The following is a 19,494-nucleotide window of genomic DNA, read 5'->3' on the forward strand; positions in this document are numbered from 1 at the left end:
CCCACTTACTCACTGCTTGATAAACCCTTTGTAATGGCGTTTTACCAGTTGGCTTTCTAGCTGCTTCATTGTTTCTAAAGCAACGCCGACAACGATTAACATACTCGTTCCACCAATCTGTGCAGATGGAGGAAGATTTCCCAGCTTCGTAAAGATAACTGGTAAGATTGCAATCGCTGCTAGGAAAATTGATCCTACAAAGGTCAAACGATACAAGATTTTTGTTAGATATTGTTCCGTATTCTTACCCGGACGAATACCTGGAACATATCCACCTTGTTTGTTTAGATTCTCTGACATTTGCTCTGGATTAACCTGAACAAACGCATAGAAATATGTGAAGGCTACAATGAGCGCAACATATATGATCATTCCCACTGGGTGAGAATAGTTAAAGTTTGCAATAATCCACTGCGATACATCATGTTTCGGGAAGAACTGTGCAATAGTCGGAGGCGTAATTAAGAATGAAACAGCAAAAATTACTGGAATAACACCAGCACTATTTACCTTAAGGGGTAAATGCGTGTTTTGTGCTCCAGCATAACCACCATTTCCTCCTGTTACACGCTTCGCATATTGAATTGGGATCTTTCTAACAGCCTGTTGAATGAAAATAACACCCACAATAACTGCTAGCACAGCTAGTAAGATCAATGCAACTTTAACGATACTCATGAACAATTGATCTCCGATATTTTGAAACTGTTGCTGATACACTTGAGATATAACACTTGGGATCGCTGCAGCAATACCACCAAAGATAAGGATGGAAATACCATTACCTACACCTTTAGCTGTAATCTGTTCACCTAACCACATTAAAAATGCAGTACCAGCAGTCAGTACCGTAGCAATGTATAAATAAGTGCTCCAACCTGGATTCAAAATTAATTGCCCACCTACCATACCGTTAAAACCGATTGACATACCAAACCCCTGAATAAACGCAAGAACAATTGTAAAGTAACGCGTGAATTGCGTTAGTTTACGACGGCCCATTTCACCTTGCTTCGACCATTCCGAAAATTTAGGAACAACATCCATCTGCAATAATTGCACGATGATGGATGCTGTAATATACGGCATGATTCCCATCGCAAAGATGGAGAAGTTTTTCAAGGCGCCACCGCCAAATGTATTTAGAATACCTAAAGCATTTAATTGATCTTGTGCCTTCAGTACGTCTCCATTTGTAAATGGCACGGGGATAAACGTGCCAATCCTGAATACGATTAACATCGCTAAAGTGAATAATATTTTACGTCTTATCTCAGCAACGCGCATAAAGTTGGAGATTGTACGAAACATTAGATCACCTCAACTGATCCGCCAGCTGCTTCAATTGCTTCTTTAGCACTTGAAGAGAACTTGTGCGCTTTAACAGTTAGTTTTTTCTCTACTGCGCCGCTTGCAAGAATTTTAACACCGTCGTTTAACTTGCTGATAACGCCAGTTTCCAGCAATAATTCAGGTGTTACTTCTGTACCATCTTCAAAACGATTTAACGTTGATAAGTTTACAATAGCAAACTCTTTACGGTTAATGTTTGTGAAGCCGCGTTTTGGTAAACGACGGAATAATGGAGTTTGACCACCTTCGAAGCCAAGACGAACACCGCCACCAGAACGTGCGTTTTGTCCTTTATGACCTTTACCAGCAGTTTTACCGTTACCAGAACCGATACCACGACCGACACGGTTACGTACTTTACGAGAACCTTCTGCAGGTTTTAATTCATGAAGTTTCATTCCCAGGCACCTCCTTATATTAATGAGTTATCCTTAAGCTTCTTTTACAGTTATAAGGTGAGAAACTTTGTTGATCATACCAAGAATAGCAGGAGTTTCTTCCTTAACTACAGTTGAATTCAACTTTTTAAGACCTAAAGCTTCTACCGTCGCACGTTGATCTTGTGGACGACCAATTACACTACGAGTGAGGGTAATTTCTAACTTTTTCGCCATTTGTTTTCCCTCCTTAACCTAGTAGCTCTTCTACAGATTTACCGCGTAATTTTGCAACATCTTCAGCGCGCTTAAGTTCGCTTAATCCGTTCACAGTAGCGCGAATCATGTTGATTGGTGTGTTAGAACCAAGAGATTTCGAAAGAATATCTTGTACACCAGCTAATTCAAGGACCGCACGAACAGGTCCACCAGCAATAACACCAGTACCTTCAGCAGCAGGTTTTAAGAATACTTCACCAGCTCCAAAGTGACCGTTGATTGTGTGTGGAATTGTTGTACCAACTAATGGTACAGCGATTAAGTTTTTCTTAGCGTCTTCGATAGCTTTGCGGATTGCGTCTGGTACCTCTTGTGCTTTACCAGTACCGAATCCAACATGACCGTTTTTATCGCCAACTACAACTAGTGCAGCAAAGCGGAAACGACGACCACCCTTAACAACTTTCGCGACACGATTTATCGTAACTACACGTTCTTCAAGTTCTAATTTACTTGGGTCAATGCGATGCATCAATTTTCCCTCCTTTGACCATTAAAATTGTAATCCAGCCTCACGAGCAGCTTCAGCTAGAGCTTTAACACGGCCATGGTATAAGTAACCACCGCGATCGAATACTACTTCTTTAACGCCTTTCTCTACAGCACGCTTAGCAACTGATTCTCCTACTTTCGTAGCAGCTTCAGTGTTGCTAGTACCGTTAAGAGCAAGGTCTTTATCAAGAGTAGATGCACTTACTAACGTTACACCATTCACATCATCAATAACTTGAGCGTAAATATGTTGGTTAGAACGGAACACGTTTAAACGTGGACGCTCTGCAGTACCAGTAAGTTTAGCACGTACACGTGCATGTCTTTTCTTACGAGTCGCATTTTTATCAGCTTTAGTGATCATTTTCTTGTCACTCCTTTCTCTCACCTAACGGGTTTACTTAGCAGTTTTACCTTCTTTACGACGAACAACTTCGCCTTCGTAACGAATACCTTTACCTTTGTAAGGCTCAGGAGCACGTACAGCACGGATGTTAGCAGCAAATTCGCCAACACGTTGCTTGTCGATACCTTTGATTACGATTTTAGTTGGTGCAGGTACTTCAACTTCAAGACCTGCTTCCGGAGTCATTTCTACTGGATGAGAATAACCTACGCTTAATACAAGTTTATCACCTTGTTTTTGAGCACGGTAACCAACACCGACTAATTCAAGTCCGCGTGCGAAACCTGCAGTTACACCTTCAACCATGTTTCCGATTAAAGCACGAGTTGTACCGTGTAATGCACGGTGTTCCTTCTGTTCAGATGGACGCTCAACTGTTAATGTATTCTCTTCAATTTTGATAAGCATATCAGCATTGAAAGTACGAGTTAATTCACCTTTAGGGCCTTTTACTGTTACAGTATTGTCTTCTGCAACTGTAATAGTAACACCTGCAGGGATTTCAAGAATCTTTTTACCAATACGAGACATGTGGTCACACCTCCGTTCGTTTTAAATATATATTACCAAACGTATGCTACTACTTCTCCACCAGTTTGTAATTGACGAGCGTCTTTGTCTGTCATTACTCCCTTAGATGTAGAAACAAGAGCGATACCTAATCCGTTAAGTACACGTGGTACTTCATCAGCTTTAGCGTAAACGCGTAAGCCAGGTTTACTGATACGTTTTAATCCAGTGATTACACGTTCATTGTTTGCACCATATTTCAGGAAAATACGAAGGATACCTTGTTTGTTATCCTCGATGTATTCTACATCACGAATGAAACCTTCACGTTTTAAAAGTTCAGCGATCTCTTTTTTGATTTTAGAAGCAGGAACCTCTAATTTCTCATGACGTACCATGTTCGCATTACGGATGCGAGTAAGCATGTCTGCAATTGGATCTGTCATCACCATGTGTTTTACCTCCTTCCCATTTGTGGGTTTTACCAACTAGCTTTTTTAACACCAGGAATTTGACCTTTATATGCAAGTTCACGGAAACAAATACGGCAAAGTTTAAATTTGCGGTATACAGAATGCGGACGACCGCAGCGTTCGCAACGTGTATACTCTTGTACTTTAAACTTAGGAGTACGCTTTTGTTTCGCTATCATAGATTTTTTAGCCACGTTTTCGCCTCCTCTACTTAGCGTTGGCTTCCATTATTTTTGGAATGGCATACCGAATTGTGTTAACAGTTCACGAGCTTCTTCATCAGTTTTCGCTGTAGTAACGATTACGATGTCCATACCGCGGACTTTGCTTACTTTATCATAATCAATCTCAGGGAAAATAAGTTGCTCTTTAACACCTAATGTATAGTTTCCACGACCATCGAATGATTTCTTAGAAACACCACGGAAATCACGTACACGTGGTAAAGAAACTGATACTAATTTGTCGAAGAACTCATACATTTGCTCGCCGCGTAAAGTTACTTTCGCACCGATTGGCATACCTTCACGAAGACGGAAACCAGCGATTGATTTTTTAGCACGAGTTACAACAGGTTTTTGACCTGCGATTTGTGTTAATTCTTCTACTGCATTGTCTAAAGCTTTTGAGTTAGATACCGCGTCACCAACACCAGTGTTGATTACGATCTTTTCGATTTTCGGTACTTCCATCACAGATTTATAGTTAAACTTGCTCACTAGAGCAGGAGTAATTTCCTTTTGGAACTTCTCTTTAAGGCGATTCAATGAAGTGACCTCCTTTCTTAAGAAAATTATTTATCTAATAATTCACCAGATTTTTTTGCAATACGAACTTTTTTACCATCTTCTACTTTGAAGCCTACACGAGTAGGTTCACCTGTTTTCGGATCTAAAATCATAACGTTAGAAACGTGAATAGGTGCTTCTTTAGTAATAATTCCACCTTGTGGATTTAATTGAGATGGCTTAGAGTGCTTCTTAACGATATTGACACCCTCAACGATAACACGGTTTTGCTTTGGGAAAGCCACAAGGATAACGCCTTGTTTTCCTTTGTCTTTACCAGTGATTACCTGTACTTTATCACCTTTTTTTACATGCATCTTAATTCTGCACCTCCTTAGCAAGGCAATACCTTAAATTATAGAACTTCTGGAGCTAAAGAAACGATCTTCATGAAGTTGCTATCACGTAATTCACGAGCTACTGGTCCGAAGATACGAGTACCACGTGGGCTCTTATCGTCTTTAATGATAACCGCTGCGTTTTCATCAAATTTGATGTAAGAACCGTCCGGACGACGAGCTCCGCTCTTCGTACGTACTACTACTGCTTTAACAACGTCACCTTTTTTAACAACGCCACCTGGTGTTGCTTGTTTTACCGTAGCAACGATAATATCACCAATGTTAGCATATTTACGACCAGAGCCGCCTAATACTTTAATTGTTAAAAGTTCACGTGCACCAGAGTTGTCAGCAACTTTCAAACGAGATTCTTGTTGGATCATGTTATGAAACCTCCCTTCGGACTAAAAATTCCGATTCGTCTATTTAGATAATAACCGCTTCTTCAACGATTTCAACTAAACGGAAACGCTTAGTAGCAGAAAGCGGGCGAGTTTCCATGATTTTAACGATATCGCCAAGTTTCGCTTGGTTTTGCTCATCATGGGCTTTGTACTTCTTAGAATACTTAACACGTTTTCCGTACAAGGAATGAGTTTTGTAAGTTTCAACTAAAACTGTAATCGTTTTGTCCATTTTATCAGACACAACACGACCAGTATAAACTTTGCGTTGGTTACGTTCGCTCACTATGCAAACCTCCCCTCAATTTATCGATTAATTCCGATCTCTCTTTCACGAACTACAGTTTTCATACGAGCAATTGCTTTACGCACTTCACGAATGCGAGTTGGATTCTCTAATTGTCCTGTAGCAAGTTGGAAGCGAAGATTAAACAACTCTTCCTTTAAAGCTTTAACTTTTGTTTCGATTTCGGCAGTGGTTAATTCACGAATATCATTAGTTTTCATTAGATTCACCACCATTTTCTTCACGTTTTACGAATTTACATTTCACAGGTAACTTGTGAGCTGCAAGACGTAATGCTTCGCGTGCTACCTCTTCAGATACACCCGCGATTTCGAACATAATTTTCCCAGGTTTTACTACTGCTACCCAGCCTTCTGGTGCCCCTTTACCGGAACCCATACGTACTTCTAGAGGTTTTGCAGTGTAAGGCTTAGAAGGGAAAATTTTAATCCATACTTTACCGCCACGTTTCATGTAACGAGTCATTGCACGACGAGCAGCTTCGATTTGACGGTTTGTAATCCATGAAGCAGCTTGTGCTTGTAAACCGAATTCACCGAAAGCAATTTCAGTTCCACCTTTTGCACGACCACGCATTTTACCACGATGCTCTCTACGATATTTTACGCGTTTTGGCATTAACATATTATTTTCCTCCTTCCTCAGAAGCTTTCTTTTTTGTAGGAAGGACTTCTCCACGGTAGATCCATACTTTTACGCCTAATTTACCGTATGTTGTATCAGCTTCAACTGCTGCATAGTCAATATCAGCGCGAAGTGTATGAAGTGGAACAGTTCCTTCACTGTAAGATTCTGCACGAGCGATATCAGCTCCGCCAAGACGACCAGAAACCTGTGTTTTAATACCTTTAGCACCTGCACGCATAGCACGTTGAATAACTTGCTTTTGTGCACGACGGAATGATACACGGTTTTCTAATTGACGAGCGATGTTTTCGCCTACTAATTTAGCGTTAAGATCAGCTCTCTTAACTTCTAAAATGTTGATGTGTACACGCTTGCCTGTTAATTGGTTAAGAGCTTTACGAAGTGCTTCAACTTCAGTACCACCTTTACCAATTACCATACCAGGTTTTGCAGTGTGAATTGTAACATTTACACGATTTGCTGCACGTTCGATTTCTACTTTAGCAACAGCAGAATCTTTTAAGCGTACATTAATGTACTCACGGATTTTGATGTCTTCATGTAATAATGTAGCATAATCTTTCTCTGCGAACCAACGAGATTCCCAGTCACGGATAACGCCGACACGAAGACCAATTGGATTAACCTTTTGACCCATCGATTATCCCTCCTTCTTTTCTGATACCACAACTGTGATGTGGCTTGTGCGTTTGTTAATTTGGCTTGCACGACCCATTGCACGTGGACGGAAACGTTTTAACGTTGGACCTTCGTCAACGAAAACTTTCTCAACAACTAGGTTGTTAATATCCATTTCATAATTGTGCTCTGCATTTGCGATTGCAGATTTTAAAACTTTCTCTACAACTGGAGAAGCAGTTTTTGGTGTGTGGTTAAGGATAGCAATCGCTTCACCCACTTGCTTACCTCGGATTAAGTCTACTACTAAACGAACTTTACGAGGAGCAATACGAACTGTTCTCGCTACTGCTTTAGCTTGCATTGAAGTGCCTCCTCTCATTATCTTCTAGTTTTCTTATCGTCAGCAAGGTGACCTTTATACGTACGAGTTGGTGCGAATTCACCTAACTTATGGCCAACCATATCCTCAGTGATGTACACAGGTACGTGTTTACGACCATCATATACAGCGATTGTGTGTCCGATGAACTGAGGGAAGATTGTTGAACGGCGAGACCAAGTTTTAACAACTTGTTTTTGCTCAGATGCAACTAATTTTTCCATTTTGCTCATTAAGTGATCATCGACAAATGGTCCTTTTTTTAAGCTACGAGCCATTTTGGTGCCTCCCTTCGTGATTGGCGTACGGTTCTAGAAATGAACCGTACTACAATCCCATTATTTTTTGCGACGACGAACGATGAATTTGTCAGACGCTTTGTTTTTCTTACGAGTCTTGAATCCAAGAGTTGGTTTACCCCATGGAGACATTGGAGACTTACGTCCGATTGGAGAACGTCCTTCACCACCACCGTGTGGGTGATCAACCGGGTTCATTACAGAACCACGAACTGTTGGGCGTTTACCTAACCAGCGAGAGCGACCTGCTTTACCGATTTTGATAAGTTCGTGTTGTTCGTTACCTACTTGACCGATTGAAGCGCGACAAGCAGATAATACAAGACGTACTTCACCAGAAGTTAAACGTACAAGTACGTATTTACCTTCTTTACCAAGTACTTGAGCAGATGTACCAGCAGAACGAACTAATTGTCCGCCACGACCAGGCTTAAGCTCAATGTTATGAACAACAGTACCTACTGGAATGTTGATTAATGGTAATGCGTTACCGATTTTGATGTCAGCTTCTGGGCCAGACATAACTTCCATACCTACTTCTAAAGATTTAGGAGCAAGAATGTAACGTTTTTCACCGTCAACGTAGTTAATTAATGCGATATTCGCAGAGCGGTTTGGATCGTATTCGATCGTAGCAACGCGTCCTGGAATTCCATCTTTGTTACGCTTAAAGTCGATGATACGGTATTGACGCTTATGTCCGCCACCTTGATGACGTACAGTAATTTTACCTTGGTTATTACGACCAGCCTTCTTGCTTAAAGGAGCAAGTAATGACTTTTCGGGTCTATCAGTCGTGATTTCAGCGAAATCGTTCGTAGTCATATTACGACGACCGTTAGTAGTTGGATTATACTTTTTGATTCCCATCTCAATTTCCCTCCTTCTTTAGTAAGAATTAAACGCCTTGGAAGATTTCGATTTCTTTGCTGTCAGCAGTTAGCTTAACGATTGCTTTACGACGACGGCTAGTAAAACCAGCGTGACGACCAACGCGTTTTGCTTTCGGCTTGTAGTTCATGATGTTCACTTTTTCTACTTTAACACCAAAGATCGCTTCAAGAGCATCTTTAACTTCTGTTTTATTAGATTTAACGTCCACATCGAACGTGTATTTTTTTTCAGCCATCATTTCCATAGAACGTTCAGTGATAACTGGGCGCTTAATGATATCACGAGGATCTCTCATTATGCAAGCACCTCCTCTACTTTTTCCACTGCCGCTTTTGTCATGATTAGCTTATCATGATGAAGCACGTCTAAAACGTTTACGCCATCAGCAGTGATTACTGTTACTCCAGGGATATTGCGAGCAGATAACTCTACAGATTCGTTTGCATCAGCAGTTACGATAAGAGCTTTCTTCTCAACAGTTAATCCTTTAAGTACTGCTAGCATGTCTTTTGTTTTTGGTGCATTTAACACTAGGTCTTCAAGAACTACAATGTTGTTCTCAACTACTTTAGTAGCTAATGCAGATTTGATTGCTAAACGACGAACTTTCTTAGGAAGTTTGTACGCATAGCTTCTTGGTGTAGGTCCGAATACCGTACCACCACCACGCCATTGAGGAGAGCGGATAGACCCTTGACGAGCACGTCCAGTTCCTTTTTGACGCCATGGTTTACGACCACCACCGCGAACTTCAGAGCGAGTTTTTACTTTGTGTGTACCTTGACGTAAAGATGCACGTTGCATCATTACAGCTTCGAAAAGTACAGCTTCGTTTGGTTCGATACCGAAAATAGCTTCAGCTAATTCGATTTCACCAACCTGTGAACCAGTTTGGTTATATACAGTAACTTTTGGCATTGGAATTCCTCCTTCCTATTGTGAATTATTTGCTAACCTTCACAGCGCCTTGAACAACTACAAGAGATTTCTTAGCACCTGGAACGTTACCTTTTACTAATAATAAGTTGCGCTCAGTGTCAACTTGAACGATTTCTAAGTTTTGGATAGTAACTTGGTCTCCACCCATACGTCCAGCAAGTTTTTTGCCTTTGAATACACGGTTCGGAGCAACTGGGCCCATTGAACCTGGACGACGGTGATAACGAGAACCATGAGACATAGGTCCGCGAGATTGTCCGTGGCGTTTGATAACACCTTGGAAACCTTTACCTTTAGAAATTCCTGTTACATCAACGATTTCACCTGCAGCGAATACGTCAACTTTTAGCTCTTGACCAACCTCTAATCCGTCCACGTCTGCATCGCGGATTTCGCGAATGAAGCGCTTAGGAGTTGTAGATGCTTTAGCAGTGTGGCCTTGTTCAGGTTTGTTAGTTAACTTTTCACGTTTATCTTCAAATCCTAACTGGATTGCATTGTAGCCATCAGTTTCAGTTGTTTTCTTTTGAAGAACAACGTTTGGATTAGCAGCGATAACTGTTACTGGGATTAACTCACCGTTCTCAGCAAATACTTGAGTCATACCGATCTTTCTTCCTAAGATTCCTTTGGTCATGAGTTACACCTCCTACATTTTTAAGTTATATAAATTATAGTTTGATTTCGATATCTACACCAGATGGTAAGTCTAAACGCATTAATGAATCTACTGTTTGTGGAGTAGGACTCACGATGTCGATTAGACGTTTGTGCGTGCGCATTTCGAATTGCTCACGAGAATCTTTGTACTTATGAACAGCACGAAGAATTGTGTAAACAGTTTTCTCAGTTGGTAATGGGATCGGACCAGAAACTGTTGCCCCAGAACGCTTAGCTGTTTCTACAATTTTCTCAGCTGACTGATCAAGAATACGGTGATCGTAAGCTTTTAAACGGATACGAATTTTTTCTTTTGCCATTATTTTCCCTCCTTCGTTCGCCTATTTCTAAAATAGACCTTCTCCATGGAAATTTCCCCACACCATGCCATGGCAAAGCGGCCGGGTGTGTCAGCAACCTTCCACTTCATCGCAGTCAAAGACCAACATTGTCTATTATACAATGTTATTCGTCTAGATGCAAGCATCTTTTTGTTTGCATCTGCTTTTCTCTACTTTTGCTATTATACATGGCGCTTTAAAGAATTTCAAGTTTTCATCTCATAGAATTCATTTTACAGTTTCTGGGTTTTGTTTTATTGATTTTATATTACTATAGAAGAAACTCGTCAAAACATAAAAACATCATTTCATTCATTATACAAACACAAACAAAAAACCCAAGGGAAAATCCCTTGGGTTTTTTATATCAGTTAAGATTACTCAACGATAGTAGCAACTACACCGTAACCTACTGTACGTCCACCTTCACGAATAGAGAATTTAGTTCCCTCTTCGATAGCGATTGGAGCGATAAGTTCGATAGTCATTTCGATGTTGTCACCAGGCATTACCATTTCAGTACCTTCTGGTAATTGGATGATACCAGTTACGTCAGTTGTACGGAAGTAGAACTGAGGACGGTAGTTAGCGAAGAATGGAGTGTGACGTCCACCTTCTTCTTTAGATAGTACGAAAACTTCAGCTTTGAATTTAGCGTGAGCTTTTACAGAGCCAGTTTTTGCAAGTACTTGTCCACGTTGGATGTCTTCACGAGCAACCCCACGAAGTAAAGCACCGATGTTGTCTCCAGCTTGAGCTTGGTCAAGAAGTTTACGGAACATCTCTACACCAGTAACAGTTGTAGAAGCATTTTCTTCAGCAAGACCGATGATTTCTACTACGTCACCAACTTTAACGATACCGCGCTCAACACGACCAGTAGCAACTGTACCACGACCTGTGATAGAGAATACATCCTCTACAGGCATTAAGAATGGTTTGTCAGTTTCACGTTCTGGAGTTGGGATGTAAGCATCAACTTCAGCCATTAATTCAATGATTTTTGCTTCCCAATCAGCTTCTCCTTGAAGAGCTTTAAGAGCAGAACCTTTGATTACAGGAATGTCGTCGCCTGGGAATCCGTATTCAGATAATAGGTCGCGAACTTCCATTTCTACTAATTCTAATAATTCTTCGTCGTCTACCATGTCGCATTTGTTTAAGAATACAACGATGTAAGGAACACCTACTTGACGAGAAAGAAGGATGTGCTCACGTGTTTGAGGCATTGGGCCATCAGCAGCAGATACTACTAAGATACCGCCGTCCATTTGAGCAGCACCAGTGATCATGTTTTTAACATAGTCAGCGTGACCTGGGCAGTCAACGTGTGCATAGTGACGAGTTTCAGTTTCGTACTCAACGTGTGCAGTTGAGATTGTGATACCGCGCTCTCTTTCTTCTGGAGCAGCATCGATTTGATCGTATCCGCGTGCTTCAGCACCACCAGCTTTTGCAAGAACTGTAGTGATCGCAGCAGTTAATGTAGTTTTACCATGGTCAACGTGGCCGATTGTACCGATGTTAACATGGGGTTTAGAACGTTCGAATTTAGCTTTAGCCATTCTAAATTCCTCCTTAGTTTATATAGGTTATTTTATATTTAGGCTAGAAAGTGAAACTTGCGCCCCACTTTCTAAGCTTACATAAGTAGTTATACGTGAAGAATCGATAAAAATCAATTATTCACCTTTATTTTTTTTGATAATTTCTTCAGAAACAGACTTTGGTACTTCTTCATAGTGGTCAAACACCATAGAGAATGTTCCGCGTCCTTGAGTGTTAGAACGTAATGACGTTGCATAACCGAACATTTCAGAAAGTGGAACCATAGCGCGAACAACTTGAGCGTTACCGCGAGCTTCCATACCTTCTACACGTCCACGACGAGATGTTACGTCACCCATAATGTCACCCATGTACTCTTCAGGAATTACAACTTCAACTTTCATCATTGGCTCAAGAATTACTGGGCTACATTTAGAAACCGCAGCTTTAAGTGCCATAGATGCAGCGATTTTGAACGCCATCTCAGATGAATCGACATCATGGTAAGATCCGTCAACTAATGCAGCTTTAATGTCAACTAGTGGATAACCAGCTAGTACACCATTTTTAAGTGCATCTTCAAGACCTGCTCCAACAGCTGGGATGTATTCACGAGGAACTACACCACCGACGATCTTGTTTTCGAATTCGAATCCTTTACCTTCTTCGTTAGGTTCAAACTCAATCCAAACGTGACCGAATTGTCCACGTCCACCAGATTGACGAGCGAACTTACCTTCAACTTTCGCAGCAGCGCGGAAAGTTTCACGGTATGCTACCTGAGGAGCACCAACGTTTGCTTCAACTTTGAATTCACGGCGCATACGGTCAACGATGATATCAAGGTGAAGTTCACCCATACCAGCGATGATTGTTTGGCCAGTTTCTTGGTCAGTGTGAGCACGGAATGTTGGATCTTCTTCAGAAAGCTTAGATAATGCTGTACCCATTTTATCTTGGTCAGCTTTTGATTTTGGTTCGATAGCTACAGAGATAACTGGCTCTGGGAATTCCATAGACTCAAGGATAACAAGGCTCTTCTCGTCACAAAGAGTATCACCAGTAGTAGTATCTTTTAAACCTACAGCAGCAGCGATATCACCAGCGTAAACTGTTGAAATCTCTTCACGGCTGTTAGCGTGCATTTGTAGGATACGACCTACACGCTCACGCTTACCTTTAGTTGAGTTTTTCACGTATGATCCAGAGTTTAACACACCAGAGTACACACGGAAGAACGTTAACTTACCAACATAAGGGTCAGTCATGATTTTGAATGCTAAAGCTGCGAATGGTTCTTCATCGCTAGACTTACGTTCTACTTCTTCATCTGTATCCGGAAGAGTACCTTTAATAGCTGGTACATCTAATGGAGATGGTAGGTAGTCGATAACTGCGTCTAACAGAATTTGAACACCTTTATTTTTGAATGCAGAACCACAGATTACTGGGAAGAATTCTACAGAAGTTGTAGCCTTACGGATACCAGCTTTAAGCTCTTCTACAGTGATTTCTTCACCTTCTAGGTACTTCATCATCATTTCTTCATCAAGCTCAGCTACCGCTTCAATAAGCTTTCCACGGTATTCTTCAGCTAGTTCTTTGTGCTCTTCAGGAATTTCAACACGTTGAATGTCTGTTCCTAAATCGTTACCGTACATGTAAGCACATTCTTCAACAAGGTCAATGATACCATTGAACTCATCTTCAGCACCGATTGGTAACTGAATTGGGTGTGCGTTTGCTTGTAAACGATCATGGATTGTTCCTACAGAGTATAAGAAATCTGCACCGATTTTATCCATTTTGTTAACGAATACGATACGAGGTACGCCGTAAGTAGTAGCCTGACGCCAAACAGTTTCTGTTTGTGGTTCTACACCAGATTGTGCATCAAGTACTGCTACCGCGCCATCAAGTACGCGTAAAGAACGTTCTACTTCTACTGTGAAGTCTACGTGACCTGGAGTGTCAATGATGTTTACACGGTGACCTTTCCATTGTGCTGTAGTTGCAGCAGAAGTAATTGTGATACCACGCTCTTGCTCTTGCTCCATCCAGTCCATCTGAGATGCACCTTCGTGAGTTTCACCGATTTTGTGAATACGTCCTGTGTAGTACAGAATACGCTCAGTAGCTGTTGTTTTACCAGCATCGATGTGAGCCATGATACCAATATTACGAGTGTTTTCTAAAGAGAACTCTCTTGCCATTTGGTGTCTTGCTCCTTCCATATATGGATTGGATTTTTTATTTTAAGTAGCAAAAAAGCCACTTTATATTGTTACACATGTCAGTATGTCCAGTACTCTCATTATGTAAAACGAGCGCCCAACGAAAGGGAGAGGCATTCTCCCTCTCCACACTTCCATAAGCGACAAATAAAGCGGTTTATGCTTACATTTATTTTACGTTGAATCCTACCAACGGTAATGAGCAAATGCTTTGTTAGCTTCTGCCATTTTATGAGTGTCTTCACGTTTCTTAACAGATGCACCAGCGTTGTTAGCTGCATCTAAGATTTCGTTAGCAAGACGCTCTTCCATAGTTTTTTCACCACGAAGACGAGCGTAGTTTACTAACCAACGAAGACCTAAAGTTGTACGGCGTTCTGGACGAACCTCAACTGGAACTTGGTAGTTAGCACCACCAACACGACGAGCGCGTACTTCAAGAACAGGCATGATGTTCTTAAGAGCTTGCTCGAATACTTCCATTGGCTCTTTACCAGTACGTTCGTTTACGATATCGAACGCATTATAAAGAATTGTTTGAGATTTACCTTTTTTACCGTCAACCATCATTTTGTTGATAAGGCGTGTTACTAGCTTCGAATTGTACATTGGATCTGGTAACACGTCACGTTTCGCAACAGGTCCTTTACGAGGCATATTGAGTTCCTCCTTTCATTTTAAAGTTATTATTTTTTAGCAGGTTTTGGTCTCTTAGTACCATATTTAGAACGTCCTTGCATACGTTTGTCAACACCAGCTGTGTCAAGCGCACCACGAACGATGTGGTAACGTACCCCCGGTAAATCCTTTACACGACCACCGCGAATTAATACTACGCTATGCTCTTGTAGGTTATGACCGATACCTGGGATGTAAGCTGTAACCTCGATACCGTTTGTTAAACGTACACGAGCGTATTTACGTAACGCTGAGTTAGGTTTCTTTGGAGTCATTGTACCAACACGAGTACATACACCACGTTTTTGAGGTGCAGAGATATCAGTTGATTTTTTCTTTAAAGAGTTGAACCCTTTGTTTAACGCAGGTGATTTAGATTTCCATACTTTATCAGTACGACCATTTCTCACTAATTGGTTAATAGTAGGCATTTGATTATCCTCCCTTCGCATGTTTGTATGACCACATATCCAGGTGGTTCATTATTAGTTGAAAACAAAGTTTTTGCAAGGGAGAGCAAATGCTCTCTCCTCACAAAAACAGTTTTAACTTATTATTCCTATTGCTGAAGCTCCCACTTGAATCCCCGAAACTTTTCCAAGTTTACGAACTGATTCAACTTTGGTTATGGGTATGTTATGTTGTAATGCAGTACGAATGATAACATGGGTTAACCGCATATCAGCATCTTCCGCAATAACAACTTCTTTAACTATACCGTTTTTGATTGCTTCCAATGTGCGTTTATGACCAACGACTACATTTTCAGCATTTGACACTTTTTGATAAGACATATAAATATCCTCCAAAGCATCGTTCAGGAGCAACCTTGCTTATAGTAACATTTTGACTCATACAATGTCAACTAGGATTAACTGTTTTTATACAAAATTTACGACGGAAAATTTTACTGTTCCACGTAAACTTCATCGTTTTCTACATTCATGTCATCTTGTGTTGTTTTTACAAGATCCACTTTGCGATAACGATTCATACCTGTTCCAGCAGGAACAAGTTTACCGATAATAACATTTTCTTTCAATCCTAGAAGCTCATCGCGTTTACCCTTAATTGCTGCATCAGTTAAGACACGAGTTGTTTCTTGGAACGATGCTGCAGATAAGAATGAATCTGTTTCAAGTGAAGCTTTTGTAATACCAAGTAGAACAGGTCTAGCTGTTGCTGGTTGTTTACCTTGCAGTAACACCTTCGCATTCGCATCAGTAAACTGATGGATATCTAGTAATGTTCCTGGTAATACATCTGTTTCACCTGCATCACTTACACGAACTTTACGTAACATTTGGCGTACCATTACTTCTACGTGCTTGTCACCAATTTCTACCCCTTGCATACGGTATACTTTTTGAACTTCACGTAATAAGTATTCTTGAACTGCCGTAATGTCCGTTACTTTTAGTAATTCTTTCGGATCAATAGAACCTTCTGTTAACTCTTTACCGTGGCTAATTTGCTGTCCTGGAATTACTTTCAGACGAGCACCGTAAGGAATAGCATAAGTACGAGCTTCAACTTCACCCTGTACAACTACTTCTTGGCGATCTTTAACATCGTTGATCGCTGCGATAACACCGTCGATTTCACTGATAACTGCCTGACCTTTCGGATTACGAGCTTCGAAGATCTCTTGGATACGAGGTAAACCTTGAGTGATATCATCTCCGGCAACCCCACCTGTATGGAACGTACGCATCGTTAACTGTGTACCTGGCTCACCGATAGATTGAGCTGCGATAATACCTACCGCTTCCCCTACTTCTACGTCTGTTCCAGTTGCTAAGTTACGACCGTAACACTTCTTACATACACCATGGCGAGTGTTACACGTGAACGCTGAACGAATGTTTACAGTTTCAACACCCGAGTTTTCAACGATATGAGCGATATCTTCAGTAATTAATTGATTTTCAGCAACTAATACTTCACCTGTTTCAGGATGTTTTACAGTTTTTCTTGCAAAACGTCCAACAAGACGATCATATAGTGACTCAATAACTTCATTACCCTCTTTAATTGCACCAATTAATAAACCGCGATCTGTTCCACAGTCATCTTCACGAACGATTACATCTTGTGCAACGTCAACAAGACGACGTGTTAAGTAACCAGAATCGGCAGTTTTAAGTGCTGTATCGGCAAGACCTTTACGCGCACCATGCGTAGAGATGAAGTACTCAAGTACTGTTAAACCTTCACGGAAACTTGATTTGATCGGAAGTTCGATGATACGACCAGATGGATTGGCCATCAGACCACGCATACCAGCAAGCTGAGTAAAGTTCGATGCGTTACCACGGGCACCGGAATCACTCATCATGAAGATTGGGTTGCGTTTATTCAAGGACTTCATCAGTTTTCCTTGGATAACATCTTTTGCATTACTCCAAATAGAGATAACGCGATCGTAACGTTCTTCTTCCGTGATTAAACCGCGACGGAATTGTTTAATTACATTATCTACTTTTGCTTGTGCTTCGTGGAGAATTTCATCTTTTTCGCCTAATACAAGAATGTCAGATACCCCAACTGTAATACCAGCTTTTGTAGAGTATTTGAATCCTAAGTTTTTCATACGGTCAAGCATGCGAGACGTTTCTGTAATTTTGAAACGTTTAAATACTTCCGCAATGATGTTACCAAGGATTTTCTTGCTGAATGGCGCCACTTCTTCGCGACTAGCAATAATTTCTTTAATGTTCGCACCTTTTTCAACGAAATATTTCGCTGGTGTTTCTTTTTCAAGGTTTGAATTTGTTGGTTCATTAATATAAGGGAACGACTCTGGTAAGATTTCGTTAAATATTAATTTACCAACTGTTGTTAATAGAAGCATGCTCTTTTGCTCTTCAGTAAATGTTGCGTTGTTTACTGCACTTGCAGCAACTGCAACACGTGTATGAAGATGTACATATCCATTTTGGTATGCAAGTAATGCTTCGTTTGCATCTTTGAAGACCATACCTTCACCGATTGCACCTTCACGCTCAAGTGTTAAGTAATAGTTACCTAATACCATATCCTGAGATGGAGTAACAACTGGTTTACCATCTTTCGGGTTCAAGATGTTTTGTGCCGCTAACATAAGAAGACGAGCTTCTGCTTGTGCTTCTGATGATAAAGGTACGTGAACGGCCATTTGGTCACCGTCAAAGTCCGCGTTGTATGCAGTACATACAAGTGGGTGAAGACGGATTGCGCGACCTTCTACTAATGTAGGTTCAAACGCCTGAATACCAAGACGGTGAAGTGTTGGTGCGCGGTTTAGAAGTACTGGATGTTCTTTAATCACAGATTCTAAAACGTCCCAAACTTCAGGTTGTACACGCTCGATTTTACGTTTCGCACTCTTAATGTTGTGTGCTAATCCTTTTTCAACTAACTCTTTCATTACGAAAGGTTTGAACAGTTCAAGTGCCATCTCTTTCGGTAATCCACATTGGTACATCTTTAAGTTCGGTCCTACAACGATTACAGAACGGCCAGAGTAGTCAACACGTTTACCTAATAAGTTTTGACGGAAACGTCCTTGTTTACCTTTAAGCATGTGAGATAGTGATTTTAATGGACGGTTACCCGGTCCAGTTACTGGACGGCCACGACGACCATTATCGATTAATGCGTCTACAGCTTCTTGTAACATACGTTTTTCGTTTTGAACGATGATGCTTGGTGCACCTAAGTCCAATAGACGTTTTAAACGGTTGTTACGGTTAATTACACGACGGTATAAGTCGTTTAAGTCAGAAGTAGCAAAACGTCCACCATCTAACTGTACCATTGGGCGTAGTTCTGGTGGGATTACTGGTAGAACATCTAAGATCATCCAAGATGGCTCATTTCCAGAGTTACGGAATGCTTCTAATACTTCTAGACGTTTAATAGCACGAGTACGGCGTTGTCCTTGTGCTGTTTTTAATTCTTCTTTTAAGAAGTCTACTTCTTTATCTAAATCGATGTCTTGTAATAGCTTTTTAATCGCTTCTGCACCCATAGCAGCTTGGAATGTGCTACCATATCGATCTCGATATGCACGGTATTCTTTTTCAGAAAGTAATTGCTTCTTATCAAGTGGTGTATCTCCACTTTCTGTTACAACATAAGAAGCGAAATAAATTACTTCTTCAAGCGCGCGAGGGGACATGTCTAAGACAAGTCCCATGCGGCTCGGGATACCTTTGAAATACCAAATATGAGATACAGGAGCAGCTAATTCGATATGACCCATACGTTCACGACGTACTTTTGCACGCGTTACTTCAACGCCACATCGATCACAAACTACACCTTTATAACGTACACGTTTGTATTTTCCGCAATGACATTCCCAGTCCTTTTGTGGTCCGAAAATACGCTCACAGAACAAGCCGTCTTTTTCAGGCTTTAACGTACGATAGTTAATTGTTTCTGGTTTCTTAACTTCACCGTATGACCAAGAACGAATCTTGTCAGGTGAAGCAAGTCCAATCTTCATATATTCAAAGTTATTTACATCTATCAAGGGG

At 40.9% G+C, this 19,494-nt stretch carries 28 protein-coding genes; all 28 read right to left on the reverse strand.

The features are described 5' to 3' along the window. Positions 1–9 precede the first annotated feature (9 nt). Positions 10–1,311, reverse strand: a complete 1,302-nt coding sequence (secY, locus tag VF726_RS29615) for a preprotein translocase subunit SecY (protein WP_000490117.1) — start codon at positions 1,309–1,311, stop codon at positions 10–12. Further along, positions 1,311–1,751: a 50S ribosomal protein L15 gene (rplO, locus tag VF726_RS29620; RefSeq protein WP_000766080.1), complete on the reverse strand. Its 441-nt coding sequence runs from the start codon at positions 1,749–1,751 to the stop codon at positions 1,311–1,313. Before rplO ends, secY begins: the two co-directional genes overlap by 1 nt. Before the next feature lie 33 nt (positions 1,752–1,784). Continuing rightward, positions 1,785–1,967, reverse strand: a complete 183-nt coding sequence (gene rpmD / locus VF726_RS29625; RefSeq protein WP_001085231.1) for a 50S ribosomal protein L30 — start codon at positions 1,965–1,967, stop codon at positions 1,785–1,787. Positions 1,968–1,980: 13 nt separating this feature from the next. Further along, on the reverse strand, positions 1,981–2,481 hold the full coding sequence (rpsE, locus tag VF726_RS29630) for a 30S ribosomal protein S5 (protein ID WP_000554646.1): 501 nt from the start codon (positions 2,479–2,481) through the stop codon (positions 1,981–1,983). Positions 2,482–2,502: 21 nt separating this feature from the next. Then, positions 2,503–2,865, reverse strand: a complete 363-nt coding sequence (gene rplR / locus VF726_RS29635; RefSeq protein WP_000628818.1) for a 50S ribosomal protein L18 — start codon at positions 2,863–2,865, stop codon at positions 2,503–2,505. 33 nt (positions 2,866–2,898) lie between these two features. Next, a complete protein-coding gene (gene rplF, locus VF726_RS29640) occupies positions 2,899–3,438 on the reverse strand; it encodes a 50S ribosomal protein L6 (protein WP_000086556.1) in 540 nt (179 codons plus the stop codon). 32 nt (positions 3,439–3,470) lie between these two features. Then, a complete protein-coding gene (gene rpsH, locus VF726_RS29645; RefSeq protein WP_000245511.1) occupies positions 3,471–3,869 on the reverse strand; it encodes a 30S ribosomal protein S8 in 399 nt (132 codons plus the stop codon). A 29-nt stretch (positions 3,870–3,898) separates the two neighbouring features. After that, the gene (rpsN, locus tag VF726_RS29650) at positions 3,899–4,084 is read right to left on the reverse strand and encodes a 30S ribosomal protein S14 (protein ID WP_001085700.1); all 186 of its coding nucleotides are present in this window, start codon (positions 4,082–4,084) and stop codon (positions 3,899–3,901) included. Between the two features lie 33 nt (positions 4,085–4,117). Beyond that, on the reverse strand, positions 4,118–4,657 hold the full coding sequence (gene rplE / locus VF726_RS29655) for a 50S ribosomal protein L5 (RefSeq protein WP_001080829.1): 540 nt from the start codon (positions 4,655–4,657) through the stop codon (positions 4,118–4,120). A gap of 26 nt (positions 4,658–4,683) precedes the next feature. Beyond that, positions 4,684–4,995, reverse strand: a complete 312-nt coding sequence (gene rplX / locus VF726_RS29660; protein WP_000558200.1) for a 50S ribosomal protein L24 — start codon at positions 4,993–4,995, stop codon at positions 4,684–4,686. Positions 4,996–5,033: 38 nt separating this feature from the next. Beyond that, complete coding sequence (gene rplN, locus VF726_RS29665) at positions 5,034–5,402, reverse strand: 50S ribosomal protein L14 (RefSeq protein WP_000615912.1); 369 nt, start codon at positions 5,400–5,402, stop codon at positions 5,034–5,036. Positions 5,403–5,445: 43 nt separating this feature from the next. Beyond that, complete coding sequence (gene rpsQ, locus VF726_RS29670; protein WP_000004106.1) at positions 5,446–5,709, reverse strand: 30S ribosomal protein S17; 264 nt, start codon at positions 5,707–5,709, stop codon at positions 5,446–5,448. 20 nt (positions 5,710–5,729) lie between these two features. Then, the gene (rpmC, locus tag VF726_RS29675; RefSeq protein ID WP_000855718.1) at positions 5,730–5,930 is read right to left on the reverse strand and encodes a 50S ribosomal protein L29; all 201 of its coding nucleotides are present in this window, start codon (positions 5,928–5,930) and stop codon (positions 5,730–5,732) included. Continuing rightward, on the reverse strand, positions 5,920–6,354 hold the full coding sequence (gene rplP, locus VF726_RS29680; RefSeq protein WP_000928969.1) for a 50S ribosomal protein L16: 435 nt from the start codon (positions 6,352–6,354) through the stop codon (positions 5,920–5,922). Before rplP ends, rpmC begins: the two co-directional genes overlap by 11 nt. 1 nt (position 6,355) lies before the next feature. Further along, complete coding sequence (gene rpsC, locus VF726_RS29685) at positions 6,356–7,015, reverse strand: 30S ribosomal protein S3 (RefSeq protein WP_000529956.1); 660 nt, start codon at positions 7,013–7,015, stop codon at positions 6,356–6,358. A 3-nt stretch (positions 7,016–7,018) separates the two neighbouring features. Next, on the reverse strand, positions 7,019–7,360 hold the full coding sequence (gene rplV, locus VF726_RS29690; RefSeq protein WP_001148024.1) for a 50S ribosomal protein L22: 342 nt from the start codon (positions 7,358–7,360) through the stop codon (positions 7,019–7,021). Positions 7,361–7,377: 17 nt separating this feature from the next. Further along, positions 7,378–7,656 (reverse strand): 30S ribosomal protein S19, encoded by a 279-nt coding sequence (rpsS, locus tag VF726_RS29695; RefSeq protein WP_000124454.1) that lies wholly within the window; start codon positions 7,654–7,656, stop codon positions 7,378–7,380. A 60-nt stretch (positions 7,657–7,716) separates the two neighbouring features. Next, positions 7,717–8,547: a 50S ribosomal protein L2 gene (gene rplB, locus VF726_RS29700; protein ID WP_000511583.1), complete on the reverse strand. Its 831-nt coding sequence runs from the start codon at positions 8,545–8,547 to the stop codon at positions 7,717–7,719. Positions 8,548–8,575: 28 nt separating this feature from the next. Beyond that, positions 8,576–8,866 carry a 50S ribosomal protein L23 gene (gene rplW, locus VF726_RS29705; protein ID WP_001205558.1) on the reverse strand — a complete coding sequence of 97 codons (291 nt, stop codon included), beginning with the start codon at positions 8,864–8,866 and terminating at the stop codon, positions 8,576–8,578. Next, positions 8,866–9,489, reverse strand: a complete 624-nt coding sequence (gene rplD / locus VF726_RS29710; protein WP_001127258.1) for a 50S ribosomal protein L4 — start codon at positions 9,487–9,489, stop codon at positions 8,866–8,868. Before rplD ends, rplW begins: the two co-directional genes overlap by 1 nt. A 25-nt stretch (positions 9,490–9,514) precedes the next feature. Further along, positions 9,515–10,147, reverse strand: coding sequence for a 50S ribosomal protein L3 (gene rplC / locus VF726_RS29715; RefSeq protein ID WP_048526367.1), 633 nt, complete (start codon positions 10,145–10,147; stop codon positions 9,515–9,517). A 34-nt stretch (positions 10,148–10,181) separates the two neighbouring features. Continuing rightward, positions 10,182–10,490, reverse strand: coding sequence for a 30S ribosomal protein S10 (gene rpsJ / locus VF726_RS29720; RefSeq protein WP_001040596.1), 309 nt, complete (start codon positions 10,488–10,490; stop codon positions 10,182–10,184). A 398-nt stretch (positions 10,491–10,888) separates the two neighbouring features. Then, positions 10,889–12,076 (reverse strand): elongation factor Tu, encoded by a 1,188-nt coding sequence (gene tuf / locus VF726_RS29725; protein WP_098759792.1) that lies wholly within the window; start codon positions 12,074–12,076, stop codon positions 10,889–10,891. A gap of 117 nt (positions 12,077–12,193) precedes the next feature. Next, the gene (gene fusA / locus VF726_RS29730) at positions 12,194–14,272 is read right to left on the reverse strand and encodes an elongation factor G (RefSeq protein ID WP_000090370.1); all 2,079 of its coding nucleotides are present in this window, start codon (positions 14,270–14,272) and stop codon (positions 12,194–12,196) included. 207 nt (positions 14,273–14,479) lie between these two features. After that, positions 14,480–14,950: a 30S ribosomal protein S7 gene (gene rpsG / locus VF726_RS29735; protein WP_001137491.1), complete on the reverse strand. Its 471-nt coding sequence runs from the start codon at positions 14,948–14,950 to the stop codon at positions 14,480–14,482. A 29-nt stretch (positions 14,951–14,979) separates the two neighbouring features. Next, a complete protein-coding gene (gene rpsL / locus VF726_RS29740; protein WP_001142341.1) occupies positions 14,980–15,402 on the reverse strand; it encodes a 30S ribosomal protein S12 in 423 nt (140 codons plus the stop codon). Positions 15,403–15,516: 114 nt separating this feature from the next. Continuing rightward, positions 15,517–15,765, reverse strand: coding sequence for a 50S ribosomal protein L7ae-like protein (locus tag VF726_RS29745; protein ID WP_016089671.1), 249 nt, complete (start codon positions 15,763–15,765; stop codon positions 15,517–15,519). Between the two features lie 113 nt (positions 15,766–15,878). Continuing rightward, a complete protein-coding gene (rpoC, locus tag VF726_RS29750; protein WP_048526366.1) occupies positions 15,879–19,490 on the reverse strand; it encodes a DNA-directed RNA polymerase subunit beta' in 3,612 nt (1,203 codons plus the stop codon). Between the last annotated feature and the right edge of the window lie 4 nt (positions 19,491–19,494).

This window comes from Bacillus sp. Brlt_9 (assembly GCF_051948935.1).
Lineage (GTDB): Bacteria > Bacillota > Bacilli > Bacillales > Bacillaceae_G > Bacillus_A.